The following is a 25,318-nucleotide window of genomic DNA, read 5'->3' as shown; positions in this document are numbered from 1 at the left end:
AATGCCCCAAGATAATGCCGGTATGGTGAAATTGGTATACACGACGGATTCAAAATCCGTTGCCTTCGGGCGTGGCGGTTCAAGTCCGCCTACCGGTACCATATTTAAGAAGAAGGACGTCTACGGACGTCCTTTTTTGTTATATATACCAAGGCATTCAGTCAATATGCCGTCCATGGGCGTCTACCCTCATCTTGTGAAATCCAGCCTTTTATGTAACCCTCTATGTAACCCCAAGTAACCCTGAGTGTAGAGCGGAACTGAACTATGGCTAGGAAAGTAATCCCACTAACCAATACTCAAGTAAAACAAGCTAAGTCGAAAGAAAAAGAATATTCGCTCAATGATGGAGATGGTCTGTCTCTGCGAATTCGGCCAAGCGGTAGTAAATCTTGGTTTTTTACCTACCTTGTTCCTATTACTAAGAAACGCTTTAAAATTAGTTTTGGTAGTTACCCTGAAGTAACCCTAGCTCAAGCAAGAAAAAAACGTGATGAAGCTAGAGCACTGGTTGTTGATGGTATCGATCCTAAAGTACATAAGCTCACAGCAGAAACAGAAGAACTTGAAGCAATTGAAAATACCTTTGCCAAACAATCTGAACGTTGGCTTGAGCTGAAGAAGAAAAACACTCAAGAAAGCACGTACCTTAAGCGCAAACAGATGCTTGCTAAATATCTGTCCAATAAACTCGATCCTCTTCCATTAACTGATATTAAGCCTATGCTGGTGAAGAGCCTTCTTGATCCTATTGCTCGGGAAGGGAAGATTGAAACAGTAAAACGTCTATGTATCATTCTGAATGAAATAATGCGGCTGGGTGTTGCTTCTGGTGCAATTGAGTTTAATCTAATCTCAGACATTACAAAGCTTTATCCTAATAAGAAGGTTGTTCATAACCCTGCACTTACCCCTGAAGAGCTTCCTGAGCTCGTGAATGCCATAAAGGGGAGCAATACTAAGATTGTTACTCGCTGTTTAATTATGTGGCAACTGCACACTATGGTTCGTCCCGGTGAAGCTGCACGAGCTCGATGGTCAGAAGTCGATCTAGGAAATAGGGTATGGGTTATTCCTTCTGATACGATGAAGATGAAGAAAGAGCACCTTGTTCCTTTAACGGATCAAATGATTGAAATTCTTGAAGAAATTAAGCCTATATCCGGACATAGAGAATTCATTTTTCCAGCAGATAGAAAACCAAAAGATCATAGTAACCCTCAAACTGCTAATATGGCTCTAAAGCGTATGGGCTTTGAAGGAAGAACAACGGCTCATGGTTTACGCTCTCTTGCTAGTACAACTTTGAATGTTGAAGGTTTTAATCGTGATCTTATTGAAACTGCCCTTGCTCATGAAGAAGAAAATAAGATAAGAAAAGCTTATAACAGGGCAGATTATCTTGAGCCTCGCCGTCCGATGATGAGTTGGTGGAGTGAGAGAATTGAACGTTCGGAACATGGTGAAATGATGGAAGTCGGCTTTAGGGGACTCCGGATAGTTAATACAAGATAAGCTCAAGAGCCGCCAGCGGTACGAGCGCTTATTAAACGCAATCTTCCATCCTGTATTGAACACTTTTCACCGCATGACCTTCACCGGGCTTTTACTCGTCGATGCTGTGAGATGGGACTCTATATTATGGCTGTAGAGAAAGCGGTAGGCCACCAGCCGCCGGGTATGTTGCGAGTCTACAATCACCATGATTATTTAAATGAACAACTGTCAGTGCTCCAAGCTTGGGGGGATAAGCTATACGCACTGAGTGCTAGTAACGTTGTCCCCATCTCAACTATTGAGTCAGCTTAGATACTGAGTATTTGTTATCTTTGCCATAGCGGTTTAGAAGGCTTAGATGATGAGTTTTTCCATGCCTTTGAGGCTTTTCTTTTAGAATGGTTGGTGTCTACTTTTTGATTTGTGGTTTTAGGGTTCTCATGCAGCGTAGGTTCATCTTGTGCAGAAATGATTTTCTCTTGAAGATTCGATGATTTCTCTTTTTCGTGAGCAGTAGATACTGAGGGCTTTAGGTCGTCGTTAACTTTCCTTCGCTTTGAAAGCTCAGTCTCCAATTCTTCTATTCTTTTACAAGCCTGCAGGTATTCCAGTTCAACTTTCTTTAGCCTCTCCAGTTCTTCGATCTTGGTTTGACTTTCAGTAATAAGAAAATCAATCATTGCTTTGATCGAACTCCCATTAGCTTTGGCTAGTGAGTCAACAATTTTGTACGCATTTTTAGAAATGGATATGTTGATTTGTTTATTAACTATTCTGTTTTTTTTTGCTCGCCAAGCACTACTTGCTTGCTGTAACAGTAACTTGTTGGTGCTTATCGATTCATCTAAATCTTTTAAGTATTTTATTGCTGAAGCGGAGCTTCTGGATGCGGCATCGGCTAAACCGCTACTCCAAGAAATTTTCTTCTTGAGCAAATATTCTTTTACCCACGTTTCTTGTTCCTCAGAGCTAGTTAGCCAGCTTTTAGCATTACTTCTACGTCCCATACTCATAACACCATTTATAAACACAACTCATACTTTGCCACAGTAATGGAATACCGTTCGTGACTTAATCACCAGAAATAGCCATTACGCATTTCCGCACCGTGTAATGTGATACAGTATTTGAACTCTAAATACCTACTGGTAAAGTTAGGAATATTGATGGATTACGCCATGAAAGAGGTCGAAATACTCTCAAGAGCTTTACTGTATATCGATGAGAATAGCCAGAAGTTTGAAGCATCACCAGAAGCTAAAATGCTCTGGATTAAACTACTTATTCTTACTCGGTGTGATAATTGGCAAACGACACTCAATAGTCGTGAGTTGTGCGCATGCCTGCGAATAAGTAGCAGTACTTTTACTAAATCAGTTAAGCAGCTAGAGAAAGTAAGACTGCTTTGTAGGGATTCATTTAAGACAGGTAAGGGTGGGAACAGCTACCGATACCATGTCACTCTTCCACGTAATCGTAATGCTAAAGGTACGCACGTGAGCGCTCCCTTTTTAAAGTTGAGTACGACATTTATTCATTATGATGGTTTGTTAAACAATGCAAAACCCCCATCACTAGCTAATAAACTGGTCTTTCTTGTTCTGCTGTATTTCAGTGATGATTTTGGTCATGTATCTGAACTTGGACGTGCAAAAATCGCCGACATTACCGGTATGAATAAAGAAAGAGTAAAATCGCATGTTGAACGATTATGTTCACTGGGATTTATTAACAAGGTACCCGGTGGAACTATCCCACAACTAATGGGGAAGGTATCAACGCAGTACTATCTAAATATCTGGCACTCAGTATTTCAACAACAAGTTCACGGATATCGCTTCACTCAGCAAAACCTGATTATGACAGCGAGTTTGTCAGAGATGGTCATTTCTTCGGTGATAAGGCAAAAGCCGATACACAATCAAACGGAGCATTCTCTCAACGCATTTTATGAATCATCGTTAATTGCATCCGTGACAGTAAGTATTGATGCCTGCCAAGTAAGACACTTCTTCATAGGAGAAAATAGAAAGCTGCTGGCTAATCATATAGAGCTTAAAGTGAATGATATAGCCTCTTATTTGCTAAACCAACACTGGAACATAATTGATGGTACTTCTCTTATTTCAGGAGAGGCTCCAGATGAATTGTTATCCGATGATGGCCTTGCTGATTCAATAGCAGAAAGGTTTCTACCAGAGTCTGTGATGCATCATCATAAAAAAAATACAGACTTCCAACGCAATTACAATGAAGACTCCTTGGCTAATGAGGCTTTGGACACTGAAGCTCATGATATCGACGTTTTACCCGGAGCAAAGGAGCTGGTTGACCTAGTTGTACATATGGCATGGGCTAAAGCTATCGAAGCCAAAAATGTGATTACTATGAACAGAAAGCTCTCTGATAATTTACCAGAACAAGGCATTTACAAAGTCCTGCCATACTCAGCAAGGGGAAATGGGATTGATATAATTATCAGCCATTAGACGCACTAGCTATTAGCCGAATGCACTCTTGTTGAAATGCATAACTTCAGAGTGACTTCAGTTCCAATCACCCTAGCTAGGTCCAATCTTTGGCTCTCCATCGACATGACTCCAGTACTACAGCCTTGAAAGAAGCAGTGTCCTCAGTGGATTAGTAATATAGCTACTATACAAACACTCTTTATAAGAGCATTACTAGCAGTACAACACTCAGTAGCCACACTACTGATGAATGCAGTACATGTTGCTTAGTCAGTTAAGATCTCTAGCCATAGGCAATAGAGATTCACTCACTGCTACGGCAGAACGGTTTTATGTAAATTGTTACGCATCATTCTCTTTCTATGTGAAATCAAATAACACATAGGAGAGATTTTCATGAACATGTTTCAATTTGCTCAAATCCCGGCTAAGTATGGTTCTTTAAACCAACGTCACCTTGCCCGTATCAATGACACTGTTATGGGAGCCCTAGCGATCCACCCTAGAGTATTAATCGCTCGAATTGATCTACGTATACCTAACAATGGGGGGAACTCTGACAACCCTTTAGAGCGTGATACACCAACTTGTTACCCGAATACCGATGTTGATTTGATGAAACGGTTTATTGCTTCATTGAAAGCTCAGATGAATTTCGACCAGATGAATAAAGCCAGACAAAGGAAGCCTATCTACTCGTGTCCGTTATATTACATTTGGGTAAGGGAACGTAACACCAGTCACAATGAACATTACCATGTGGTATTGATAGTCAATCAGGATGCTTACTATCCATTTGGTAGGCTTCATTATGAGGGGACTCTTGCTTGTATGGTGCAAAAAGCATGGGCAAGTGCATTAGGGCTTACGACAGATGAGGTTGAAGGGTTAGTTCATATCCCTGAGCGTCCAATGTATACGTTGAACCGTAATCACCCACCAGCACGATTTCAGAAAGATTTAGATGAAATAGCAGTTAGGCTGGCTTACTTGGCAAAGGCTGAAACAAAGATACTTGGTGATGGTCGCCGTAACTTTGGATGCAGTAATCCAAGGAAGGGATTGATTTAACAGTCTATCAACCTAAGTATTGTAATAGTCGGGCTATCTGACATGATAGTTTTACCGTATCTTTCAGTTTCCTGTTTACATTATGACTTTGGCCATAACTCCGCTTGATAAAAATTTCGATTACTCACCAGATGTTCTAAGCCGCTATCGTCTGATAGAAATACTAGCACTTTGGGAGGGGCGATTAACTACTAAGCATTTGTGCAAGTGTTTTGATATTGGACGACAGCAAGCTTCAAAAGATATTCGGATCTATAGAGAAGAGATTGCTCCGCACAACCTTGAGTATGATAAGCAATTAAGAGGTTACAAACCGACAGAGCACTTTGAAGCAGTATTAACGTCTGGCACAGTAGAAGACTATTTGAGTCTTCTAGCGTTTAACAAAAGACGATCTTCAAAGGCTGTTCAGTTTCACTGGGGGTTTGATAACATTGCAATGATCGTCCCCCCAATCAGAAATGTACAACCATCGATGTTACAAGCCGTAGTTCGAGCAATTAGTAATAAGCAAAGATTGGAAATAGACTATTTATCGTTAGATAACCCAATAGCAGAAACGAGGGTTATCGCTCCCCATACATTAGTCCAAACGCCGTTGCGTTGGCATGTACGAGCATACTGTGAAAAAAATAAAGGTTATAGAGATTTCGTATTAAGTCGTTTTTCAGGAGACACGCATCAACTAGGCGTAACACCGAATCTGATTGATGGTGATGAGGCTTGGCATATGCCCGTAACAGTTGATTTGATAGCAAATACGAAACTCAATTTACACCAGCGTGACTTAGTTGAACTTGATTATGGAATGCAAGATGGGCATTTGAAGATACCTACATCATTGGCATTAGTTAATTATGTTTTACTTTCATTGGGTCTTAACGTGCTTGAAGTCGATGTTGTATCAGAGCAGCAACAGATAGCGATTAAAAACCTAGAAGAGATCCGCTCTCTTTTATTGCCTCAGGGTTAGCTCAGAGTTTCCTGAGATACCAAATGTTTCTACTTTGAGTGTCGTATTGTGCGACATGTCATAAAACTGTCCTCTTACTTTATGTGCTCTTCGTTTGTAGCATACATGACAGATGAGGAGATGGGCTATGGATACTAGAGAACGGAAAAGAGTTATGGCGAATTGTAGTATTTGAACCGCGTAAACTTACAGCTATCGATAACTGAGTAGTCGAATCTTGAGCATAAAGATAAAACTATCACATTGTAAAAACGAAATCGGTTCACGGAAGTAATTTAAGGAGTTGAGATGAGCAGTAAAAAAAGAGCCAATAAAGCCTTATTAAAGTCGATTATGGACAGAGACCGCCCACTGCGTGACCTGCACAGTGAACTATTCCCCGAAGAGTATGACCACCTTTACGATAGTAACGTAGAAGTTAAATCCAGAAATCGCGGTGAAAACCCAATGAGTGAAGAATATCAGCAAAAAGTGAATTTGCGTCGTTTCGAGATGGGTGTTGAACCTTACAGTGGTGACGCTGGCGTCGACTCAACCGAAGGACTAATCAGCAGTTGGCAATATTGCCAGAATAAAATCGCACAATAACAAATAACTCACCCATCAAAGAACAAGTACATAGTGATTTTATCTCATCATCAATAGACAGCATTATTGACAAACAATGTCAGCAGTAGGAGCATCCCTTGGCTTTGATTGAAACTAAATACATCGCAATTCTGTTCAGTGAACTAACGCAATATAGCCTGCGTGGTAACAGCGCTTTATGGCATTCCTTATCATCCCAGTTAAGCGCTACTGGCAATAGCTACACGGGCGCAGGATTGCTCAAATGGGTAGATGATCATGTGGCGGAGCTTATCGAGCGAGGTACCCCCGCTGAATACGATGGTGATAAAATCTATATCGAATCTCTCAATCAAGGCGGTATGTCAGGTGGGCAGCTTGATGTAGATTACTGGCAAGAAGTAATGCGCCCAACGCTTGAGTTGCGCTGCTTGCAATTAGAGCAGGGCTTACAGTTTAAATATGATAATCAGTTGGAAAATTTGTTGTTTATTGGTGATCTACATGCTCAACAAGACAAGCTAGCTGCATTACTCGATAGCCAAGGGTTAACAGAAGATGGTAAGGATTCTGATACAACTATTGTCTTCATTGGTGATCTCATTGATAACAGCCCAGACTCAGTAACGGACCATATCGCTACTTTAAACTTGGTCAAAAGCCTAGTCGACAACAAACAAGCGCTTTGCCTATTGGGCAACCACGAATTTAATGCGGTGGGCTGGTACTTAAAAGATGCTAACGGTAAGTACCTTCGTGATCGCAGCAAAGCAGGTAATCAAAAACAACACGCTCATTTTCTAACTCAAGTCGGTGAAGGTTCACCTTTGCATAAGGAATTTGTCGAGTGGTTTATGAGTTTGCCTCTATATATCAATTGTGGTGACATTCGCACCATTCACGCCTGTTGGCATGAAGAGAGTATTGAGCGTTTAAATGAGTATCTCAATGCCGATCGTTCCCTAAAGGCTGAACACTGGTCGAATGCGTTCAACCCTGCCCATGAACTGTATGAATTGATTGAAACCTTGTTAAAAGGCCCTGAAGTGAGACTTCCTTCAGGTTGCAGCTTTTATGATAAAAACGGCATAGAGAGACATCACATCCGAGCGGCATGGTGGAAGGATGAAAATAGCGTAGAGACTTATCGTGATTTAGCTGTAGTACCAACTGGCCAAGCAGATGTTATCCCGAGTGCTAAGTTAGAACGCTCTGCAAAGATATTTAACCGACAGTCGTTAATATTTCCTGTGGTTGTGGGCCATTACACCTTAGCGCCGACTCCATTTCCAGAATGTTTAAGTGAGCAGGTGGTGTGTGTTGATTTTAACGCCGCGAAAGAAGACAACTCTTTGGTGGGTTTTCACGCTTATCTTCCGGGTTGGGATGAATCTCCAAATGAACTCATCGATACACATGGATTCGTTTGTGCTAAAGAACTGAACAGTAGTGATGTTGTTTCCAATGGAGTTACTCAGCTATTAAATACCATGCTTTCTACATTACCAGCCCCAGAAGCTGACAAGGGCTTTGTTCAAACGGTCAGTGAAGTACTGTTAACAGAATGGGACCCTATTGGAGTTTATGACGATTTTGTCGACGAGGAGCTAGCGGATGAATATGTTGATTATGAAGCACCAGTAGTGCGTTTAGCACAAGTGGGGGAAGTTGATAATTTAGCAGCGTATTTATTACTAATTGAGCGCCATATTATTGGTATAGAGAGGAATAATGGCGATCGAAAATGCTCTAAAGTCGCTTACAAATTAGTTTGTTTGTGGCAAGAACGAGCAGCTAAAAAGAGTAATGATTTTTCAGGTGTATTCTAGATATAAGAATATTGTACATTTCGATTTTCGTAGTTATACAAATGACTAAATACTTTCATAAAGGTAAGCAATGAGTGATAAGCACGACATTCTTTATATAATGCGCTCTGTTCATATTGACGGTCGTATTTTTGTTAATGATAAAAAGGTAGGTGTCACTGGCAAGGGCAACGCTACGTTAAAAGCTCGGATCTCTCAGCTTTCAAGTACAAAAAATAACTTTGGGGCGCAATGTATAGCAGCATGGAGGGTGCACCATGAAGACGATAATTCTGCCTTGTATTATGAGACACTGATTCACAAAGAGTTGGCCAACCAAATGGTGCCTTGCTCATTTGGATCTAAAACAGAGTGGTTTTATGATGACGGTGAAGACCAGATAGATGTCGTACAGTTCGTAGTAGACTTCGCGGAAAGAAATAACCTACAAGTAGTAGATGTTGGTAGACTACAGGATGAAAATGCTAAAGCATTATCAAACAAAGCCATGAAAGCTTGTTTTGAAAATGTGTACTCTTTGGTTAATACATTTTCAACAGCTGAAATATCAAAACATAACCTGACGTCGGAGTGCGTACGTATAACTACATCTGATGGTCGTTCATTTCACATAAATGTTAGAGCTGATCTAAACAAGCAATACATTAGCATTAGTAAAACAAGGCATGATATTGAGCGTTACAGTGGGCTGTGCAAAGAGAATTCATTTGTTTTTGAAACCTCCAAACGAAGTGGCAACATTAAAGTTTACGTTAAAACGCCACGCCAAATGGCAAGCGTCATTGATGCTTTTTATAATGAGGGGTTGTGAGCCTGAGTGTCAGACGAATCGGCATCCAGCCGTTGTCTATTCCTTTGATCGAATTATGCAAGTTGCGCAGTGAAAAAATTAAATTACCTGAACCATAAAAGATGGATATCGAGCTAAGTAGCTCCATAACAGTTAATTCAAGCATTTTCTAATGCTTGGTATTTCAAACTAATTAGTGTCAAAAATGAGTACTACACAAAAAAGAGGTATTCCAACCTCTTAAGCAACGTAGGCGTGGAGCCTACGTTCCTGTGTAATCACGCTGATCCCGTTTACATGCTATCCATTCTTGAACTTCATTATCAACCCACCGAACCGAGCGAGAGTTGAGTTTTACTGCTCTAGGAAAGCACCCTTCGCTCATCCATTTGTAAATTGTTGAACGAGCCAGCCCAGTTACCTTAGTACCTCACGTATCAGTATCAATCGGCAAGTGGGTGGCGGAATAGTTATAGTCGACTCTGTACGGTGTATTCATAACACTAACTCCCTAAAGTCATTATCAATATCATCTTGTGTCACACCAATGTAGCGCAGCGTTACACCTTCTGAGCTATGGCGAAGCATCCGCATCACACGTGCAATATCTTTGGTGCTTTTGTAGAGATGGTAGCCTCTGGTCTTTCGCATTGAGTGAGTCCCCAACGGAAAATTAATCTCTTCACCAATCGATGAGAACGCTTGGCTAACAGCGCGACGACTCAATGGGTTGGCAGCTTTGTTTATCGCTTGTTGGTTTCGGTAAGATTGGAATAAGTAGATGTGGTGTGGATTCTCCTTTTTAATGCGGAGGATGATTTCTAAGCTTCTTGGGTTTAGTGCTATCTGGGCCACTTTGCCCGTCTTTGACTCACGGATGGTTAAACGATCTTCTTCGATGTCACTGAACTTAATCGCCAGTAAATCAGAAATCCTTAAAGCGAGATTGATACCGACATTCCAGATGTCTGACATTTGCTTACTATGCCGTATTTCTAATAAGTGGCTGATGAGCTGGATAGTGTCGCGGTTTTTCACCGCTTGAACTTCTGCCATAACGCAGCTTCCTTTTTTCGATGAAAATGATGATTAGAGGAACCTCAAATCAGTCCACAAACGAAAAGCCTTGTTCCATAAGGGTTGGCAAGTTCCCAAATTGCTAAAATGGGAACTTGGATTCTTTTCAGCTCTTGGTTACTTTGATTTGGTCAAACACACCATCAGATAAATACTCCAAAAAGCTACCTTCCCATATTCGACAGAAAGATTTCACTTCTCGATGTTGAAATCGAGCTCTATGGCGAGTTAACCCTTTCGCTTCGTATTGAAGCAAAAAAGGAACGTTACGCTCCCTTCCTAATAATTAACAAGCTACAAGCCTAAGGCTTTCGCCGTCTGTTTGTATTCTTGTTCTATTTGAGATTCCACTAATTCTCGCCTTGCCTCAATAGGCGCTCTATCAGAGATGTTCTGAGCGCGTGATTCAACTTGTTTTAGTCTGTTTTCTTTCCACTGGTTGAGGGATTGTTGAATCTGCTCAGGCGTAAGAGTGGCTTTAATCGACTCGACACTAAGCGCGTCAATAGCGCTGCCTGCACTCACGTTCATTGAGATGGTTAAAGCAGAAAGTGTGATGATTTTAGTAATGATTGATTTCATAATGATTCTCCAATTGAGATGTATGTATTAGTTAGGTAAAACTCAACGAAGTGACGACAAGTGAGATATCACTGTTTGCGTCACTACCTGTCCGATGCAATCAATTGAGTGACATTGTTTAATTGTTGTATTGAGCGCTTAGGCTCTGATTTGAGTTGGTACAGCTGTAATTGAAAGTCTGACGGGTAATCGAAATTGAAGGTCAGCACTTTAAGCTTAGCGATACGCGTTAAAGGAAGGTCGTCGTAATCGTTTAGGGTGTTTTGATAGATGAGATAAAGCTCACTTGAGGTGGTCGTAAGACCGATAGGTGAGATTTGCTCTATCTGCTCACCGGATTTGAGGGTAAGCGTGATTTGTTTTTGATGAACCAGTGCCACTGAAATGGGTTCAAAAAATTCCCCTAGCGTCGTTGGTGTGTTTAGTTCATCAATCACAGAATGTGCTTTGCTTGTGTCTCCTCGTGGTGGTTTCATTCCTGCATAGGAGCGTGGTTGGGCTCGTAAAAGGCTGAATGCAAAATCAATGGCGAACTCTAAGGATGGTGGGAGTTGCCGACTAATGGTCGCTTTGGCGAGCTGGAGCAGGACAAGTTCTCTCGCGCCTAGGGTTGGTTGGCTGTACATTCCGCGACTGTAACCAAAAGGTTTATTTCGAGTGTCTTTTTCGACATCAAAATAATCGACGATAACATCGAGATTACGTTGTATGCTTCTGATGCCACGATACATCCCTGCATCCACTAATTCAGCCTGAAGCTGCTTAGCCGTCACCTTTCGACCTTGTGGTATGCGTCGATACAACTCAAACACCAATGATAATTGCTCTGTGGTATTGGTTTTATCGCTTGTTGTCATGGTTAGGTCGCTGCTGGTGGTTACTTGATAGAGTGGCAATCATCCTAACGATGGGTGCGTCACTATCTGACCGATGGCGTCTTTAGCTTATCGATATTTTAATCTCGTCATAGGCTCCCATTTGTAAGTAAGCGAGAAAGTTGTGCTCCCAGAGAAAATAGAACTCCACAATGGGGTTGTCGTGGCAGCTTTGCCATCCCATAGGGGCTACGAACGTTTGTCCGTTAGCAATATCAAAATCCACATTACGCTCTAGCTCTGGGTAAACGTTGCCCATGTAAGCAAAGTCAGTAAGGTATTGGATTTGATACTGGCTCTCCTCTTCTTTCAAAAGCATGATTTCTACCGGGTGATAGCCTCCAGCGTCAGCACTGTAAGTGGTATCTCGAAAGTTAATGGTGAGGCTTTCACATTCCCTCTTGGTTGGGTTCTGTTTCCAGAAGATCTCCATCTTGCTTTTCAACAAGCTTTTGAGTTTTTGAGATACGGGTGAGTATGGCGCTGTGATGATCAGTGTTTGTGGTTTCATGGTCTTTTCTTTTCAATAGTTATCTATTCGATTGGATGATATGTATCTGAGATTGGTTTGAATCGAATGTGTTCGGGATGGTTGAAGTAAGGAAGAAGCAACTACTACTTGAATCGACTGACGATAGTTAATGTCTGTGTATCGAACTGTGATGCCTTTAGGTGATTGGCGAACACCTTGAGCCAGCTAATGAAAAGCGACTGCACCTCAGGCCTGTTGAGCTCGCATCGTTGGATGTCTGGTTGATAGAACCATTGGTGTTTGAAGTTAAAATATAGAGATACTTCAACGTTCTCAGCTTCTGGTGTTGGGTAATCAAAAGATGCGATGAATCGTACCTCCCAAGGTTCATTAGAGCTGGTTCGTTCAAGCTGTACTTCAATGGGTTGTATCCCACATCGGCAGCTATAGAAGCTTGTAACCTTAAGATTAAGTGCAACTCGTTTTGTTTCTGTGGGAATGTCATATTGCTCAATTAAGAGCTCGACAAGCTGCTGGAATAGGTTGAGTTTGAAATTACGTTTGATAACACTATTCACAACAAACCTCGCTCAGCAAAGGACACACATTGCTCACCTACGATGACATGATCCAATACTCGGATATCAATCAGTGCCAATGCATCAGAAAGACGTTGAGTGATCCTCCGGTCAGCTTGTGATGGCTCAGGTAAGCCAGATGGGTGATTATGACCAAAGATCACTGCCGCCGAGTTGAGTAGTAATCCTTCTTTGACGACCTCTCTTGGATAAACGCTAGCAGCATCGATAGTGCCAAAGAACATCTCTTTGTATTCAATCAGTTGGTTTTGATTATCCAGAAACATCACGGCAAACACTTCTCTGTCGTAATGCGCCAGTTTCATCTGTAGATATTGCTTAGTGTTTTCTGGACTGGTGAATGAGCCAGCCCGAGCATACTTGGCCGCTAGCATGGTTGCTGCGGTCTCTAAGATTTGACCAAGCTCTGTAGGCTCGTTTGGCGTGTAATGATTTGAATGCATGTACTTTCCTTTTTGTGCGTTAAAGGTATGTGCATCCAAGTAATATGTAGCTAAAAAATAATGGAATCCTTCTCCATAGAAGCAGCCCAATCACGCTGGGCTGCTTTAGGTCATGGTTGCTGTTTATCTTGTCGTTTAGCCCAGTTGTAACCACTCACAACGCCATAGATGAATAACTTAATTAGCGCTTGAGTAGGTAGGTGGAGATTCACCATTCGCCTCCTTGTTGATGTGGTACAAGCCTGCGCCAACGATAAAGCCAGCAATGAACACAAACGGCATAAGAGCCTCCTGCTTAGTTTGATTTAAGAAAAGTGCATAAATGGAAGCCTGCGATTGGCTGGCTTCAGAAAGGTAATGTGTGGTTGAAAAAAGTTGGAGTGTGGAGATTTACGCAGTGGAGTAATTAACTGCACATTCTCGTTATCTCATGAGTTGAACTAACCGGAATTCATCATGAGATTAATCAAACTAAAAGAAGTCATGTCCTTAACCAGCCTTGCACGATCTACCATCTACAAGTACATGAGCGAAGGCCAATTTCCAAAAGCAGTGTCATTAGGTTGTCGTTCAGTAGCATGGGTAGAAGAAGAGGTGACAGATTGGGTATTGGAACGTATTGGTGAGCGCGATAACGCTGATTGACAGATAATGGATGGAAGCTATTACAGCTTCCTTCTATGCCATGTTATTCCTAATAAGCTAGTTTTTCCGCTTATGTATATGGAATCCACGTATTTACAAAGTGATTTTGACAATGAAAATTAAGATGAGGTCGTGTATTCGAATTTTTATTGAAGGAGCTACCTTCTAGCTTTTGATGTTTTACGTACCTACTGTCCTCATATTATAACCCTCGGTTTTATCTCACTCTCCTAAGTCGAGATTGCTAAGGAGGGAGAAGTGCTACCACACCTCGGAACTTAGATTATCGAACAAATAAGACTTTGAGACATCAATATTGGCGCTTGATCACACTAATTCTTTTATTTTTAGGTACGGACGTTGATTGACCAAAAACTAAAAGTTGACGCCTTTCACATTACAGCTCAAAAAATGAGCTCAATTGCGCTGATACAAATATTTAACTTATTGCCTAAAAAAAAAGATCGCGGTCTAATAATGCCCACTTAATATGTTAATTAATTTAACATTAGATGCCACGTTGGTGATTCACATCACAAAATTAACGAATTTATCGCCACGGCCGTCATGAGGGTTGTGATTTAAATGCCCAATTAAGTGATCTGTGTAACGGTTTGGTTTTATTTAAACAATGATACTTAATCCATCAAATGAGCGGAGTGTGAGTTAGAAATGAAGCTAGGAATAGTGGTCAGTGGTGGTGATGCAGTTGGTGTGAACAATTTCATCTATCAAGTTGCGAAAATGTCGAACTCTGAGATTGTTATCTATAACGGAGGCGTTAAAGGCCTACTGTCGGATAATAAGAAAGAAATTAGTTATCGAGATCTCGCTGATTACAGTTTATCGCCAATGCCCGTAATTTCATCGGGTAGAACCTCGCGTCACCTCAACCCAGAAGAATACGCCACCATTGCAACTAACCTGCATAAGAGCAAAGTAGACGCTTTAATCTGCGCAGGAGGCGACGGTTCAATGCGGTTTATGAATGTATTGAGTGAGTATGGTGTTAACTGTTTTGGCGTGGGAATGACTGTCGATAATGATATCGCTGGCTCCGATCATACCATTGGCTTTTCTACTGCATGTGAGCAGGTGATGAGAGAAGTGTCTAAGCTGCGAAATACCGGTAGAGCCTTAGCAAATCGAGTGTTTCTCGTTGAAGTTTTGGGTGCTTACTCTGGCGAACTAACTTTACAGTCTGCAATTAAATCTAATGTGGATATCGCTCTGATACCGGAGCATCAAATTCCAGTCGATGAGCTTGCAGCAAAAATTCAAGAAAAACTAGCAGTGCAGAATAGTGTTGTGATTCTTTGTGCTGAGAGTTACACAAAAGAGTATTCACCTGGATTCCAAGGTGCGATTGATACCTTGAGTCAAGACCTAGAACCAAAGGTAGGTATTCGCATGCGTAAAACCACATTGGGTTTCGGTTTGCGAAGCGGTGAGCCAACAACTGAAGAGATTTATCAAGGTACGATCGCAGCTTCAGAAGTGGTGCGATGCATTCAAAGTGGTATGGCGAATAAGGTGATTATCATCAATTCATCGAATAATCCGATACCACTGGATTTAGCTGGGGTCGAGAGTCGTACCGTTGATAAAGAGGGGCATTATTTCAAACTGGCTCAGCAATTGGGCATGGTTTGGTAATTAACAATAAAACAATAAAACAATAAAACAAATTCGTGAACAGAAGGAATGAATAAATGACGATGAATATAATGTGCGTATGCGGTTGTGGTTTAGGTTCTAGCTTTGCTTTGGAAATGACAGCCAAACCTATCCTAGAGAAAATGGGGATTGACTTTTCTTTAGGCCACACCACGGTATCTGAAGTGCTATCGCTAAAGCCAGACATGATTATTACTTCTGGTACGTTCTCTGATGCGATTAAAGGTGGCGCTAGCGCTGAAGATGCTGCAAAGGTAGTCACAATCCAAAAATTTACTGACTCTGTAGAAATGGAACAGGCAATCTCAGAGTTTTTAGATAAGTAACACCTAGAAAAACACCTTTTTCTTACTGCTGAATAATAGATGTAGATAGGTAGAAATACCTATCAAGGTACTTCTACGCCTTGAGAAAATATTTTAATTAACATTGGCATGGAATCAAATTAATTATGAATACATTTTTTGACTTTATAGTAAAAGATGTGCTTGGGCAGGCCTCAATATTGATCGCAAGTATTGCTATGCTCGGTCTTATTTTACAAAAAAAGCCCTCCGGTAAGGTAATCGAAGGAACGTTTAAGACAATGCTTGGTTTCTTGGTCATGATGGCGGGTATAAACATTGTCGTTGAGACATTAACTTACCTGAATAGCATCTTTACTACCGGGTTCGGTATGACTGGTTACATTACTGATGTTGCGGCTATTGCAGGTATTGCAAACCAAACGCTGGGAACGGAAGTCGCACTAACCTTAATGGTAATTTTCGCAACGAATATCATTATTGCTCGCTTCACGCCTTGGAAGTACATCTTTCTAACAGGGCAGGCGCTACTGTGGATGTCCACTATTGGTGCTGTCATTTGTTACAAGGCAGGTCTATCAGGCGCAACACTAGTATTAACGGGGGGTATCTTCGGCGGTATTTTAGCTGTAGCAATGCCTGCTATTGCTCAGCCTGTGGTTCGCAAGATTACTGGTTCTGACAACGTTGCACTTGGGCACTTCTGTACGATCGGTTATATGGTTCAAGCAGCTGTCGCGAAGGTCGTTGGCAAGGGCTCTAAATCTACGGAAGAAATTGAGCTTCCAAAAGCTTTTGCATTTTTAAGTGATACCTACCTGTCGATGGCTGTCATTATGGTGCCAATGTTCCTGATCCCTGCAATTGCAGCAGGTCCTGAATATATTGCTCAGTACAGCGGTGGTATGAACTATTTGATGTACTCGTTTATGCAAGCAATCATGTTTACTGCTGGCGTATTCGTTCTGTACTCAGGTGTGCGCCTATTGTTGCAAGAATTAGTTCCAGCCTTCCAAGGTATTGCTATGCGCCTAGTGCCAAATGCAATACCTGCATTGGATTGCCCGGTTTTGTTCCCTTATGCACCTAACGCTGTAATTCTGGGTTTCCTATCAACAACTGTAGGTTCGGTGATCGGTATGTTGTTGTTCCCTATGTTTGGGTTGGCAATGATACTACCAGGGCTTCTGACTAATTTCTTCGCAGGTGGTACAGCGGGTATTTTTGGCAACGCAATGGGTGGTCGTCGCGGCGCAATCATAGGCGGTGTAGTTCACGGCCTATTCATTACTTTCCTACCAGCAATTCTAATCCCTTTACTAGAAACTTACGGCTTCGTGGGTGTGACATTTAGTGATTCTGATGTAATCGCATCAGGTCTTCTACTGGGTCATGCATTTAACGGCAACTGGATGTTCGTAGCAAGCTTCGTAGGCTTTGTAGCGGCAATCACTTGGTATGTAAACAAAAACCTTAAAACTGAAAAAACTGAACAGGCGGAGTTAAACAATGCATAATTTTAAAGAAATAGAAGTCATTGCAAGAGAGCGCGGATTTAATGCTGTTGGTTCATTCAATCTCCATTGTATTGAGATGTTACCAGCTTATTTTGAGGCAGCAATGGATACAAACTCACCTTTAATGATCCAAATTTCAACGGGTACGGCTCAGTACCTTGGGTATGACTTGTTGGTGGCGTCAATTGTCGCCTTAGCTAAAGAGCATAATGTGCCTACGTGCCTCCATTTGGACCACTGCTCAAATCTTGATGATATTAAACTGGCTATCGATAAGGGTTTTACTAGTGTCATGTACGACGGTTCTCACCTCTCGTTGGCTGAAAACATAGCTAATACAAATATCATTATTGAGTACGCTCATCCTAAAAATGTGAGCGTAGAAGCTGAACTCGGTGCAATCGGGGGAGCAGAAGATGGTAAACAAGTCGCAGATGAAGACATTGCATTTACAAAGCTATCTGATGCCCTTGAGTTTGTAGATAAGTCTAAAGTCGATATGTTAGCCGTCAGTATTGGTACTGTTCATGGTTCATACACGGCAAAGACCAATATTCAACGAGACCTATTGATCGAACTGTCTGAAAAGACGAAAGTGCCTTTAGTTCTTCATGGTGGCACAGGTGTCTCGGATGAAGATATGCGATTTGTCGTACGCAATGGTATGGATAAAGTAAATGTTGGCACTGAAATGAATGTTCAGTGGGTTAAACACTGCCAAGACACTCATGCGAGTGGCAAAGTGCATGATTCAGTGCGAAAGTTCTTCATTCCAGCACGAAACGCTGTACGTCAAGTGATTGCTGAAAAGATTCGTCTTTTCCAGTAGTGGTTTGAACATCCCTGCTGGGAAACCAGCAGGGTATTTAGGAGTCGGTATGAGTATATTATCCAAACTATTTGGGCGTAAAAACCCAGTAGAGCCCGTTGATGAAACGCAAGCTACAGAGCTTGATATAGAGATCAAGCAGTTAGAAACCATGCTTGAGCAAGATACTTCCAACGTACAAGTTCAACAAGCCCTTGTTGCAAAATACAGCAAGGCAGCTTCGGTATTTGCTCAAGCGCCAACGTATCGAGATAGAGTGGATGATGTGTTTACTCGAATGAATGAACTACGAAATATAGCTAGAACGAATTTTTGATCGGAGGGCTGGATGTTAAAAAAACTATTGTTAGAGGCAGATGCGGTGCAACTTCAAGTCGATGAGCCGGATTGGGAAAAAGCTTTGCAGGTAGCCGCGGTTCCTCTTGTCACGAATGGCACCATCTCATCGAAGTACTTAGATGCCATCATCACTGGTACAAAAGATTTAGGCGCATACTACGTCTTCGAAGACGAAAAGTTTGCTCTGCCTCATGCAAGACCAGAAGAGGGCGCAAATAAGCTCGGTTTTAGCCTAGTAACGTTGAAGAACCCGATCTCAATAAACGGTAGCCCTGATGTCGATATCATCATCATGCTCTCTGCAGTTGATAGTCATAGTCATATTGAGGAAGGCCTGAAGCCCATCTTCGAGGCATTAATGGAACCGTCAGTACGAGAGCAGATAGCTTCGGCCAAAGAAAAAGAAGAGGTTTTAGCTCTATTATGAAGAAAGTCATCATTGTTAATGGAATCCCCGCTTCAGGTAAAAGTACTGTAGCAGCGAAGATAGCAACGCACTTCGGCTGGCCTTACCTCTCAATTGATACCATCAAAGAACCGTTTATGGATTTGCATGTAGCCATTGATCGAGAATTTAACAGGGAGCTTAGTAAAGCAGCTTACAAAGCTATCTGGGACACAGTCGCGAGTGCTCCAGATGACTGCATATATGTAATTGATGCGTGGTTTGGGTTTCAATCCCGAGAATTACTAGAGAGCTATGTCAAGCAATCTGATGTAGTTGAGATCATCGAGGTCTGGAATAGTATTTCACCTGAGCTAGTTGCTGATAGATATCGTTCCCGGTTGTACCTTCGCAAAGAAGGTCACCCAGGTGAAGAGTACATTCCGGAGTTAATGGCGTTGGCTGAGAGGGCATCACCAATGAATATTGGAAAGGTTTACTGTATAGATCAAGATACAGGTAGTGAAATTCAAGAGGTGCTTGCTGCCCTTGCCTCCCGGCCAGGCTCCTTTAAGGAGTCATCGTTGGTCGATCTGCCTATGGCGAGATGAATCCTGTCTGTAGTGGTTTAATGATCACGGTATCTCAATAGAAATATCCGCCTTCTAATAAGAAGGCGGTTTGGCTTTATAATTCCTTAGAAGGGGGCGTCCGCGCTATCAGTTCTTCAATAATTGCAGTTGTTGTTCATACCCTATGTTCTGTTTATCTTGATGTCGTACATTGATCTGTTCCATCAATACTGGGCGCGATGGCAAGCGACTTTCCCAAACCTGCCACTATTCAACGATCGCTAATGTTCGATTTTTGAAACTTATAGGGTTTTGTGTGCTCCCACCAATCAGCCCCAACAGAATCTTGGGAACCATAAGTTTGCGGTAGTACTGCGATATCAGCATTTAATGCATCAATGTTGATACTCTCCACATCAGCACTAAAACCTAACCAGTGAGCATATTCACTTGGCACCGTATTCCACTTGTAGCGGCTTCCTTCTTCATCGTACACACCACTTATTCTCGCAGTAGAAAGCGTCATGTTTTGGTTATCAGCAGCATCACTCAAATTAACCTCATTACACTCCAGTTCACTAAGGTCATAGAACGATGACTTGTTATCCATGCCGTATTGGTTGTCAGTGTCAGCCACCTTTGAAAGTAAGGTTTCTGACTTACTGCAAATGTAATCGTCAAAACTTGGATCTGAGCTCATGTTACAGTATTCATTCACATAGCCCACCGTACCAAAGTCAGTGATACTGTCTTCTTGTAGGTATTTTCTAATCAAACGCTCTGGTAGCCAGTTACCATCTACCGCATAGACGGATTCAGACCAGAAGCTACCTTGACGTATGGAAATCGATTTGTACCACAACTGTTCATCATCTTGACGTTGCCAGTCCGTTGGATCGTTAAGGTAGTGAGCCACGTTGATATGTGCATATGGGTACTGAAGCGACAATTAATAAGTCTCTTCAAATGAAAGTTGAATGGATGCCATAAGCTGCTCAGCAATATCGTAGACCGCACTGTTACCATCCGCTATGTAATCACTCCACAGCTCTTCCTCTGAGATATTGAAATGCCAAACTAAATCACCCGCTACGTTACGCATGGCGTCTTTTATGGCATTGAGGACTTGTTCATTGTCTTTCACTAATTCACAGCTGTACGCTTCTCCTTGCTCTTTTTCAACCGTCTGTTTCACTGACTCCCACAACATTGTGGTGAGTTGGGTAATGTTAACGGAGCCATTCGCTACCTCTTCAGGTAACGTGAACGCTGGTGGCAGGTTAAGTACATATGCTTGAGTCACTTCCCCTAAGTCTTCATCAATAGCTCCGACAGGCACATCTACGATCACTGGGACGTATTCAAGACAGGCTTGCTGATCTTCGGTTATGTCACCTTCAATAGTGAACACGCCACCAGCCTCGGTGATAGCTGATGGTTCATCAGGACCGACAACACCATTTGAATTAAAATCATAATGAACAGCGGCACCAACGATATAACCGTCAATAGCACGACCGGATAACAACGTAGAGTTGGATGGTTGTGAAGGCTCAGATGAGCCACCACCGCCGCAACCAGCAAGGGTAGCACTTGCAATGAGCACAGAAACTAACGTCTTTTTCATAGGAAATTCCTTTTTATTCATAAATTGGTTTGTAGGGATAAATGCATAGAAAGCAAAAGCGGCTTACTTTCGTAAACCGCTAATGGTGGGTATTAAACGTGTGGTACTAGCAAGCACATCGGCATGGAGGCATATCGCAAATGTCACAGGTTGAACTGTGGCTACCTCCGCAATATTCGCAGCTAAATGAAACTAGGCAACGGTGCTTGTTAAGTAATGGTCGAATCGCTTGAATGGTCATGAACTTCTCTCCCCGTCTATGTCGTAGTGGATCACATAGAAAGACGGCAACCCTATGTGACATCCCTGTTTGTTGTCAGGTTATCAATAGGTTGGGCATCTGGTGTCGCATGGGGTTGTACTAATTGAGACCGCTATCGCTATTTAGAGAAGTGGTTTGCAGTTGGGGGGGGGGGGTGACTGACGGCGGTATAGGTTGTTGTTCTACAAAGGTGATGTGGGTTTTATGTGCTTCTAGCCATGCCACTAACGGTGGTGTATTAGAAACCGTAACAGTGATGTGTAAATATGTATCGAACTCAGAGATACGTTGGTCGTTGGAAAGTGGTGTTTGGTAGAGATGTTCACCAGCTTGTTTAGTAATAGTGAATTCGAGTGTATAACGCTCATGCTCTGTATTGGTGTATCCCGATGCTGAGTGTTGTAAGTCAAAATCTTGTGGGTAAGCAAACGTGAAGGTTGATAGTGTGACCTTGTGAATATGGCTGACATCAACAAAAGTAGCGTCTTTATTTCCCTTCTGGCGGTACACCAATATCAATGTATTACTTTGTTGTACAAGACCTAATGGCATGACATCTTTTCTGTGTTGCCCCTCTTCAGAGTAATAGTGCAAGTTTAACCAACGATTGTGGTAGAGCCCTTGACTGATAGCTGCGTAAGCATCAGGGCAGATATTACGCCTTAGTTCATAAGTGCCGAATAAATCGATTTTTCGTAACCATTGAGACTCTTTTGAGTCCTGAGCTAAGGATTCTAATCGGTAGTTAGCATCTTCAAATAACGACTGAAGAGTATGAGATATATGAGAAGGGATTAAATAATGTATGTGAGACTCAGCCAGACACAACAGTAGTGCTTCTTGAGTACCAGAGCCAACAAGAGATTTGGCTTGCTTTCGTTGGTACCCATAAGGTTTGTCACGAGTATCTCGGTCAATATCAAAATACTCAAGTAACACATCAAGGTTACGTTGAATCGTTCGAATATCTCTATCAATACCTATCTCCTGAAGCTGTGCTTTGAGCTCAGAGGCCGTGACTTTGTGCCAATACGGTATGCGCTTGTATAACTCAAGTGCTAATACCATATGCTGGCGAGTGCTCACATGAGTAGATTTACTCATCGTGCACACCTTTAGCGAAGTGGAGCAAAATAGAGGTGACGGTATAACGATGTTGGAACAAGTCACTCTCACTCGGTTGATAGCAAGAGACGAAGCTCTACACGCTAGGCTTTAAGGTGAGTTGATTGTATGAGTCGCTTGGGCATCTGGTGTCGGATGAAAGCGGATGAGCAAAATTAATTGAATAATCGAGGTGGGCATAATGAACTCCTATGCTGGTGTATACATAGGAGTAATATGTGTGTGAAATATATTAGATTGACGAACTTAACCCCATTGAGAATGAGAATTGTTTTAGTTGTGAGTGGGTTAACACAATTTTATATTGATGAAATTTAAATAATTGCTCTTGAGTAAAAACTGAGTCGCTTTAAATGATAACTGATTAATGCAACCCTTTAAGTAACCCTTTATGAATATTGATTTGCATAATTCCTTTTAAATCAGTTTAATATGTTTGTTTTTTTAGTCCGCCTACCGTACCAAACATAGAAAGGTCGCTTTTATAGCGACCTTTCGTCGTTTTAGGTTTAGGTAAATTTAAAATCCAGCGTGTCGCTGCAGTTGCGCTTCAATCAGACAGATCTTGATGTTTCATTCCTAAATCCCATAATTTCCCTTCGCTATTCGATCTGATAATGAATTAATTATCTTAAATCATGATGTTACCTGTCATTCTCTCTTCTATTGTCTATGTTTAAAGGACTAACAGAGGAGATAAATATGCTGACAGTAACCCCTTACTTATTTTTTGATGGTCGTTGTAGTGAAGCACTGGATTTTTATCATAAGTGTTTTGGTGGTGTGGTTTTATCTAAGCAACTTTTTAGTGATGCACCACAGGTAATAGAGGGAGCTCAACCTGATTGGGTTATGCATGCTGAGTTCGAAGCGTTTGGTATGAAGCTGATGATGTCTGATGGTGTTAAGGCAAAAGAACTCGAAGGTAACAATCTCGCTCTCTCTCTTGTGACTGAAGATACCGCGACGCAAGAACAAATCTTTGAAAAGCTTAAGAAGGGAGGGCGGATAATGACTCCACTCGCAGATACGTTTTGGGGGGCCCGATTTGGCAAAGTAGAAGATAAATTCGGTATACGCTGGATGGTGCACTGCGACTCTTTGAGTTGAACCTGTGAAATTGGATAGTGAAATTGCTGCTTGGTTTTATTAGAATTATAAATAGAGATTAATCATCAATATTATATATAAAAATGGGCAGCATAAAGATTACCGTAGATCGCATTCAGCCCGGTCTGCATATACGACTCCCCGTAAAATGGAATGAACACCCATTTTTATTCAACAGCTTTAAAATCAAAGATGACGCTCAAGTAAAAGTAATTCGACATCTTGGGATTAAGCACGTCTATATAAACCTGAGTCAAAGTGATACCTCACCTTTACCTGTTAATCACGTAGGTGAACAAGAAGTCGATATTGATTCACAGGTAAGCCTTGAAACGGAAAGAATGTGGAAAGATAAGCATGAGCGTATCGAAACTCTTAGCTCTTACCGCCGCAGGGTGAGTCATTGTGAGAGAGAGTTTGAACGCTCGCTTGCTCGAATGCGCTCTGTGATGACCAAGATCCGTAACAGACCTTTAGATGCGGTGGGGGAGGTTAAGGCTCTTGTTGATGATATCGTTGAGACCCTAGTGAGCGATGATAACGTCACCTTGCATCTTATGAATGTTAAAGCGGATTTTGAAGACCTCTACTTTCATACACTGAACGTTTCGGTTGTTGCACTGATGATAGGTAAAGCTAAAGGCTACGATACGCAGCAATTGAAAGCTCTCTCTTTCGCGGCAATGTTCCATGATATAGGCAAGATCAAAATACCAGCTGCGATATTAAGAAAGCAGAGTGCACTAACGGTGCCAGAAGAGAACTACCTAAAGCTTCATACTAAATACGGTGCGGATATTGTATCGGCAATTGATGACTTTCCTGAAAGTGCTAAAAAGGTGATCGCTCAACATCATGAGATGAATGATGGTTCTGGTTACCCCGAGGGCTTAAAAGAACATGAGATTGATGAATTTGCCAAGATAGTCGCTGTGGCTAATGCATTTGATAACCTTTGCCATGGTAAAACGCAATCTCAACAAATGATCCCGTATTTGGCACTGTCCCACTTATATAAGAGCTGCAAGCATCTATATAGCCAAGATAACTTGGGGCTGTTGGTTAAGTTCATGGGAGTCTACCCACCAGGAACCGTAGTACAGCTCTCAAATGATTCGATTGGGATTGTGATATCCGTTAACGCTAAACATATGCTTTATCCAAATGTACTTATCTATGATCCTAGCGTGCCAAGAACCCAAGCCCCGATCATTGACCTCTTTATTAAAGAGATCAAAATCGTAAATGCCGTTCATCCAAGCAAATTACCTGAACAAGTTCGAGAGTATCTAAACCCTAGGGCTCGTTTATCTTACTTTTTTGATAGTGGAGAGTAGTTATCCACAGGTCGTTGTGGGTAATTTGTTCGAAACTTGGGGTAAAAGTGGTATAAATAAGCCCTTGGTTGAAATGTCTTCGCTTAACCTCTTTTTTTAATAAAAAACGCATTTATTGCTTGCCAATATGAGCGGCATCTCTATAATGCCGCCTCACTGACACGGCAGACGCCACAAGGCTTCAGCGAGAAATGTTAGTAAGGCAACTAGCTTTAAGCGATGATTCGCTTCTACTTTTAGAAAGTAGGAATTAATTCCAAATAAGTGTTTGACACTGAGAATTAAATCGCTAGAATGGCCGCCTCTTCCGAAGTGATGTAAGTCACAACGAAGAGAAGCTCT

Annotated in this window: 28 protein-coding genes, 1 tRNA gene and 1 pseudogene; 19 read left to right on the top strand and 11 right to left on the bottom strand. The window is 41.8% G+C overall.

Translation table 11 applies throughout. The annotated features are described in order from the left end of the window. Positions 1 to 16 precede the first annotated feature (16 nt). The 3 genes and pseudogenes from AB6E85_RS24760 to AB6E85_RS24750 all read left to right on the top strand — a co-directional run. A tRNA-Leu gene (locus tag AB6E85_RS24760) sits at positions 17 to 101 on the top strand. A 166-nt stretch (positions 102 to 267) separates the two neighbouring features. Next, positions 268 to 1,515: a tyrosine-type recombinase/integrase gene (locus AB6E85_RS24755; RefSeq protein ID WP_372144633.1), complete on the top strand. Its 1,248-nt coding sequence runs from the start codon at positions 268 to 270 to the stop codon at positions 1,513 to 1,515. A 3-nt stretch (positions 1,516 to 1,518) separates the two neighbouring features. Next, a pseudogene (locus AB6E85_RS24750) lies at positions 1,519 to 1,809 on the top strand (tyrosine-type recombinase/integrase); the annotation flags it as partial. Positions 1,810 to 1,823: 14 nt separating this feature from the next. Here the strand turns inward: AB6E85_RS24750 and AB6E85_RS24745 are convergent. Beyond that, entirely contained in the window at positions 1,824 to 2,504 is a 681-nt protein-coding gene (locus tag AB6E85_RS24745) for a hypothetical protein (RefSeq protein ID WP_372144631.1), read from the bottom strand. Positions 2,505 to 2,663: 159 nt separating this feature from the next. Between AB6E85_RS24745 and AB6E85_RS24740 the strand changes: the two genes are divergently transcribed. The 6 genes from AB6E85_RS24740 (at position 2,664) to AB6E85_RS24715 (ending at position 9,219) form a co-directional block, all read left to right on the top strand. Continuing rightward, positions 2,664 to 3,986 carry a hypothetical protein gene (locus tag AB6E85_RS24740; protein ID WP_372144629.1) on the top strand — a complete coding sequence of 441 codons (1,323 nt, stop codon included), beginning with the start codon at positions 2,664 to 2,666 and terminating at the stop codon, positions 3,984 to 3,986. Positions 3,987 to 4,364: 378 nt separating this feature from the next. After that, positions 4,365 to 5,039 carry an inovirus Gp2 family protein gene (locus AB6E85_RS24735; protein ID WP_372144627.1) on the top strand — a complete coding sequence of 225 codons (675 nt, stop codon included), beginning with the start codon at positions 4,365 to 4,367 and terminating at the stop codon, positions 5,037 to 5,039. Between the two features lie 82 nt (positions 5,040 to 5,121). After that, complete coding sequence (locus AB6E85_RS24730) at positions 5,122 to 6,012, top strand: WYL domain-containing protein (RefSeq protein ID WP_372144625.1); 891 nt, start codon at positions 5,122 to 5,124, stop codon at positions 6,010 to 6,012. 288 nt (positions 6,013 to 6,300) lie between these two features. Continuing rightward, the gene (locus AB6E85_RS24725; RefSeq protein WP_372144623.1) at positions 6,301 to 6,600 is read left to right on the top strand and encodes a hypothetical protein; all 300 of its coding nucleotides are present in this window, start codon (positions 6,301 to 6,303) and stop codon (positions 6,598 to 6,600) included. 98 nt (positions 6,601 to 6,698) lie between these two features. Then, positions 6,699 to 8,408 carry a metallophosphoesterase gene (locus AB6E85_RS24720; protein ID WP_372144621.1) on the top strand — a complete coding sequence of 570 codons (1,710 nt, stop codon included), beginning with the start codon at positions 6,699 to 6,701 and terminating at the stop codon, positions 8,406 to 8,408. Between the two features lie 70 nt (positions 8,409 to 8,478). Further along, on the top strand, positions 8,479 to 9,219 hold the full coding sequence (locus tag AB6E85_RS24715; protein ID WP_372144620.1) for a GIY-YIG nuclease family protein: 741 nt from the start codon (positions 8,479 to 8,481) through the stop codon (positions 9,217 to 9,219). Between the two features lie 241 nt (positions 9,220 to 9,460). Here the strand turns inward: AB6E85_RS24715 and AB6E85_RS24710 are convergent, their stop codons facing one another. The 7 genes from AB6E85_RS24710 to radC form a co-directional block, all read right to left on the bottom strand. Next, positions 9,461 to 9,583, bottom strand: a complete 123-nt coding sequence (locus tag AB6E85_RS24710) for a helix-turn-helix transcriptional regulator (RefSeq protein ID WP_372144618.1) — start codon at positions 9,581 to 9,583, stop codon at positions 9,461 to 9,463. Between the two features lie 110 nt (positions 9,584 to 9,693). Beyond that, positions 9,694 to 10,254, bottom strand: coding sequence for a tyrosine-type recombinase/integrase (locus AB6E85_RS24705; protein ID WP_372144616.1), 561 nt, complete (start codon positions 10,252 to 10,254; stop codon positions 9,694 to 9,696). 315 nt (positions 10,255 to 10,569) lie between these two features. After that, the gene (locus AB6E85_RS24700) at positions 10,570 to 10,857 is read right to left on the bottom strand and encodes a hypothetical protein (protein WP_372144614.1); all 288 of its coding nucleotides are present in this window, start codon (positions 10,855 to 10,857) and stop codon (positions 10,570 to 10,572) included. A gap of 83 nt (positions 10,858 to 10,940) precedes the next feature. Continuing rightward, positions 10,941 to 11,753: a hypothetical protein gene (locus AB6E85_RS24695; protein WP_372144612.1), complete on the bottom strand. Its 813-nt coding sequence runs from the start codon at positions 11,751 to 11,753 to the stop codon at positions 10,941 to 10,943. A gap of 43 nt (positions 11,754 to 11,796) precedes the next feature. Then, positions 11,797 to 12,243: a DUF2787 family protein gene (locus AB6E85_RS24690; protein WP_372144611.1), complete on the bottom strand. Its 447-nt coding sequence runs from the start codon at positions 12,241 to 12,243 to the stop codon at positions 11,797 to 11,799. Between the two features lie 104 nt (positions 12,244 to 12,347). Next, positions 12,348 to 12,782 (bottom strand): DUF2787 family protein, encoded by a 435-nt coding sequence (locus tag AB6E85_RS24685; RefSeq protein ID WP_372144609.1) that lies wholly within the window; start codon positions 12,780 to 12,782, stop codon positions 12,348 to 12,350. Next, positions 12,779 to 13,246, bottom strand: coding sequence for a DNA repair protein RadC (gene radC, locus AB6E85_RS24680; RefSeq protein WP_372144607.1), 468 nt, complete (start codon positions 13,244 to 13,246; stop codon positions 12,779 to 12,781). The genes AB6E85_RS24685 and radC overlap by 4 nt, the downstream gene beginning before the upstream one ends. A 456-nt stretch (positions 13,247 to 13,702) precedes the next feature. Here radC and AB6E85_RS24675 point away from each other — a divergent pair, with 456 nt between their 5' ends. From AB6E85_RS24675 to AB6E85_RS24640, 8 genes are all read left to right on the top strand, one after another. After that, positions 13,703 to 13,891 (top strand): AlpA family transcriptional regulator, encoded by a 189-nt coding sequence (locus AB6E85_RS24675; RefSeq protein ID WP_372083431.1) that lies wholly within the window; start codon positions 13,703 to 13,705, stop codon positions 13,889 to 13,891. A 672-nt stretch (positions 13,892 to 14,563) separates the two neighbouring features. After that, the gene (locus AB6E85_RS24670) at positions 14,564 to 15,547 is read left to right on the top strand and encodes a 6-phosphofructokinase (protein ID WP_372144605.1); all 984 of its coding nucleotides are present in this window, start codon (positions 14,564 to 14,566) and stop codon (positions 15,545 to 15,547) included. Positions 15,548 to 15,603: 56 nt separating this feature from the next. Then, complete coding sequence (locus AB6E85_RS24665; protein WP_372083435.1) at positions 15,604 to 15,894, top strand: PTS sugar transporter subunit IIB; 291 nt, start codon at positions 15,604 to 15,606, stop codon at positions 15,892 to 15,894. A gap of 125 nt (positions 15,895 to 16,019) precedes the next feature. Next, complete coding sequence (locus AB6E85_RS24660; RefSeq protein ID WP_372083436.1) at positions 16,020 to 17,390, top strand: PTS sugar transporter subunit IIC; 1,371 nt, start codon at positions 16,020 to 16,022, stop codon at positions 17,388 to 17,390. Then, on the top strand, positions 17,383 to 18,219 hold the full coding sequence (locus AB6E85_RS24655) for a ketose-bisphosphate aldolase (protein ID WP_372083437.1): 837 nt from the start codon (positions 17,383 to 17,385) through the stop codon (positions 18,217 to 18,219). Before AB6E85_RS24660 ends, AB6E85_RS24655 begins: the two co-directional genes overlap by 8 nt. 49 nt (positions 18,220 to 18,268) lie before the next feature. Next, a complete protein-coding gene (locus tag AB6E85_RS24650; RefSeq protein ID WP_372083438.1) occupies positions 18,269 to 18,535 on the top strand; it encodes a hypothetical protein in 267 nt (88 codons plus the stop codon). Between the two features lie 12 nt (positions 18,536 to 18,547). Beyond that, positions 18,548 to 18,985, top strand: coding sequence for a PTS sugar transporter subunit IIA (locus AB6E85_RS24645; protein ID WP_372144602.1), 438 nt, complete (start codon positions 18,548 to 18,550; stop codon positions 18,983 to 18,985). After that, positions 18,982 to 19,554: an AAA family ATPase gene (locus AB6E85_RS24640; RefSeq protein ID WP_372144600.1), complete on the top strand. Its 573-nt coding sequence runs from the start codon at positions 18,982 to 18,984 to the stop codon at positions 19,552 to 19,554. Before AB6E85_RS24645 ends, AB6E85_RS24640 begins: the two co-directional genes overlap by 4 nt. Positions 19,555 to 19,786: 232 nt before the next feature. Here the strand turns inward: AB6E85_RS24640 and AB6E85_RS24635 are convergent, their stop codons facing one another. From AB6E85_RS24635 to AB6E85_RS24625, 3 genes are all read right to left on the bottom strand, one after another. After that, positions 19,787 to 20,464 carry a hypothetical protein gene (locus tag AB6E85_RS24635; protein WP_372144598.1) on the bottom strand — a complete coding sequence of 226 codons (678 nt, stop codon included), beginning with the start codon at positions 20,462 to 20,464 and terminating at the stop codon, positions 19,787 to 19,789. Then, positions 20,465 to 21,142 carry a hypothetical protein gene (locus tag AB6E85_RS24630; protein WP_372144597.1) on the bottom strand — a complete coding sequence of 226 codons (678 nt, stop codon included), beginning with the start codon at positions 21,140 to 21,142 and terminating at the stop codon, positions 20,465 to 20,467. Between the two features lie 361 nt (positions 21,143 to 21,503). Beyond that, positions 21,504 to 22,508 carry a helix-turn-helix transcriptional regulator gene (locus AB6E85_RS24625; protein ID WP_372144595.1) on the bottom strand — a complete coding sequence of 335 codons (1,005 nt, stop codon included), beginning with the start codon at positions 22,506 to 22,508 and terminating at the stop codon, positions 21,504 to 21,506. A gap of 723 nt (positions 22,509 to 23,231) precedes the next feature. On the opposite strand from AB6E85_RS24625, the gene AB6E85_RS24620 reads away from it, so the two are divergent. Next, positions 23,232 to 23,639 carry a VOC family protein gene (locus tag AB6E85_RS24620; protein ID WP_048605864.1) on the top strand — a complete coding sequence of 136 codons (408 nt, stop codon included), beginning with the start codon at positions 23,232 to 23,234 and terminating at the stop codon, positions 23,637 to 23,639. 83 nt (positions 23,640 to 23,722) lie between these two features. Then, positions 23,723 to 24,976, top strand: coding sequence for an HD-GYP domain-containing protein (locus AB6E85_RS24615; protein ID WP_333913990.1), 1,254 nt, complete (start codon positions 23,723 to 23,725; stop codon positions 24,974 to 24,976). Positions 24,977 to 25,318 lie beyond the last annotated feature (342 nt).

Origin of the sequence: Vibrio sp. 10N.247.311.51 (assembly GCF_041467855.1) — a bacterium.
GTDB lineage: Bacteria > Pseudomonadota > Gammaproteobacteria > Enterobacterales > Vibrionaceae > Vibrio > Vibrio coralliirubri.
The sequence above is the reverse complement of the archived record's forward strand: the minus strand, read 5'-3'. Positions and strand labels throughout refer to the sequence as shown.

Excerpts from the sequence above, each read along its gene's own strand:
- AB6E85_RS24755 (WP_372144633.1), top strand. The coding sequence starts at position 268 with ATGGCTAGGAAAGTAATCCCACTAACCAATACTCAAGTAAAACAAGCT.
- AB6E85_RS24745 (WP_372144631.1), bottom strand. The coding sequence starts at position 2,504 with ATGGGACGTAGAAGTAATGCTAAAAGCTGGCTAACTAGCTCTGAGGAA.
- AB6E85_RS24740 (WP_372144629.1), top strand. The coding sequence starts at position 2,664 with ATGGATTACGCCATGAAAGAGGTCGAAATACTCTCAAGAGCTTTACTG.
- AB6E85_RS24735 (WP_372144627.1), top strand. The coding sequence starts at position 4,365 with ATGAACATGTTTCAATTTGCTCAAATCCCGGCTAAGTATGGTTCTTTA.
- AB6E85_RS24730 (WP_372144625.1), top strand. The coding sequence starts at position 5,122 with ATGACTTTGGCCATAACTCCGCTTGATAAAAATTTCGATTACTCACCA.
- AB6E85_RS24725 (WP_372144623.1), top strand. The coding sequence starts at position 6,301 with ATGAGCAGTAAAAAAAGAGCCAATAAAGCCTTATTAAAGTCGATTATG.
- AB6E85_RS24715 (WP_372144620.1), top strand. The coding sequence starts at position 8,479 with ATGAGTGATAAGCACGACATTCTTTATATAATGCGCTCTGTTCATATT.
- AB6E85_RS24710 (WP_372144618.1), bottom strand. The coding sequence starts at position 9,583 with ATGAGCGAAGGGTGCTTTCCTAGAGCAGTAAAACTCAACTCTCGCTCG.
- AB6E85_RS24705 (WP_372144616.1), bottom strand. The coding sequence starts at position 10,254 with ATGGCAGAAGTTCAAGCGGTGAAAAACCGCGACACTATCCAGCTCATC.
- AB6E85_RS24700 (WP_372144614.1), bottom strand. The coding sequence starts at position 10,857 with ATGAAATCAATCATTACTAAAATCATCACACTTTCTGCTTTAACCATC.
- AB6E85_RS24690 (WP_372144611.1), bottom strand. The coding sequence starts at position 12,243 with ATGAAACCACAAACACTGATCATCACAGCGCCATACTCACCCGTATCT.
- radC (WP_372144607.1), bottom strand. The coding sequence starts at position 13,246 with ATGCATTCAAATCATTACACGCCAAACGAGCCTACAGAGCTTGGTCAA.
- AB6E85_RS24675 (WP_372083431.1), top strand. The coding sequence starts at position 13,703 with ATGAGATTAATCAAACTAAAAGAAGTCATGTCCTTAACCAGCCTTGCA.
- AB6E85_RS24670 (WP_372144605.1), top strand. The coding sequence starts at position 14,564 with ATGAAGCTAGGAATAGTGGTCAGTGGTGGTGATGCAGTTGGTGTGAAC.
- AB6E85_RS24665 (WP_372083435.1), top strand. The coding sequence starts at position 15,604 with ATGACGATGAATATAATGTGCGTATGCGGTTGTGGTTTAGGTTCTAGC.
- AB6E85_RS24660 (WP_372083436.1), top strand. The coding sequence starts at position 16,020 with ATGAATACATTTTTTGACTTTATAGTAAAAGATGTGCTTGGGCAGGCC.
- AB6E85_RS24655 (WP_372083437.1), top strand. The coding sequence starts at position 17,383 with ATGCATAATTTTAAAGAAATAGAAGTCATTGCAAGAGAGCGCGGATTT.
- AB6E85_RS24650 (WP_372083438.1), top strand. The coding sequence starts at position 18,269 with ATGAGTATATTATCCAAACTATTTGGGCGTAAAAACCCAGTAGAGCCC.
- AB6E85_RS24645 (WP_372144602.1), top strand. The coding sequence starts at position 18,548 with ATGTTAAAAAAACTATTGTTAGAGGCAGATGCGGTGCAACTTCAAGTC.
- AB6E85_RS24640 (WP_372144600.1), top strand. The coding sequence starts at position 18,982 with ATGAAGAAAGTCATCATTGTTAATGGAATCCCCGCTTCAGGTAAAAGT.
- AB6E85_RS24630 (WP_372144597.1), bottom strand. The coding sequence starts at position 21,142 with ATGAAAAAGACGTTAGTTTCTGTGCTCATTGCAAGTGCTACCCTTGCT.
- AB6E85_RS24625 (WP_372144595.1), bottom strand. The coding sequence starts at position 22,508 with ATGAGTAAATCTACTCATGTGAGCACTCGCCAGCATATGGTATTAGCA.
- AB6E85_RS24620 (WP_048605864.1), top strand. The coding sequence starts at position 23,232 with ATGCTGACAGTAACCCCTTACTTATTTTTTGATGGTCGTTGTAGTGAA.
- AB6E85_RS24615 (WP_333913990.1), top strand. The coding sequence starts at position 23,723 with ATGGGCAGCATAAAGATTACCGTAGATCGCATTCAGCCCGGTCTGCAT.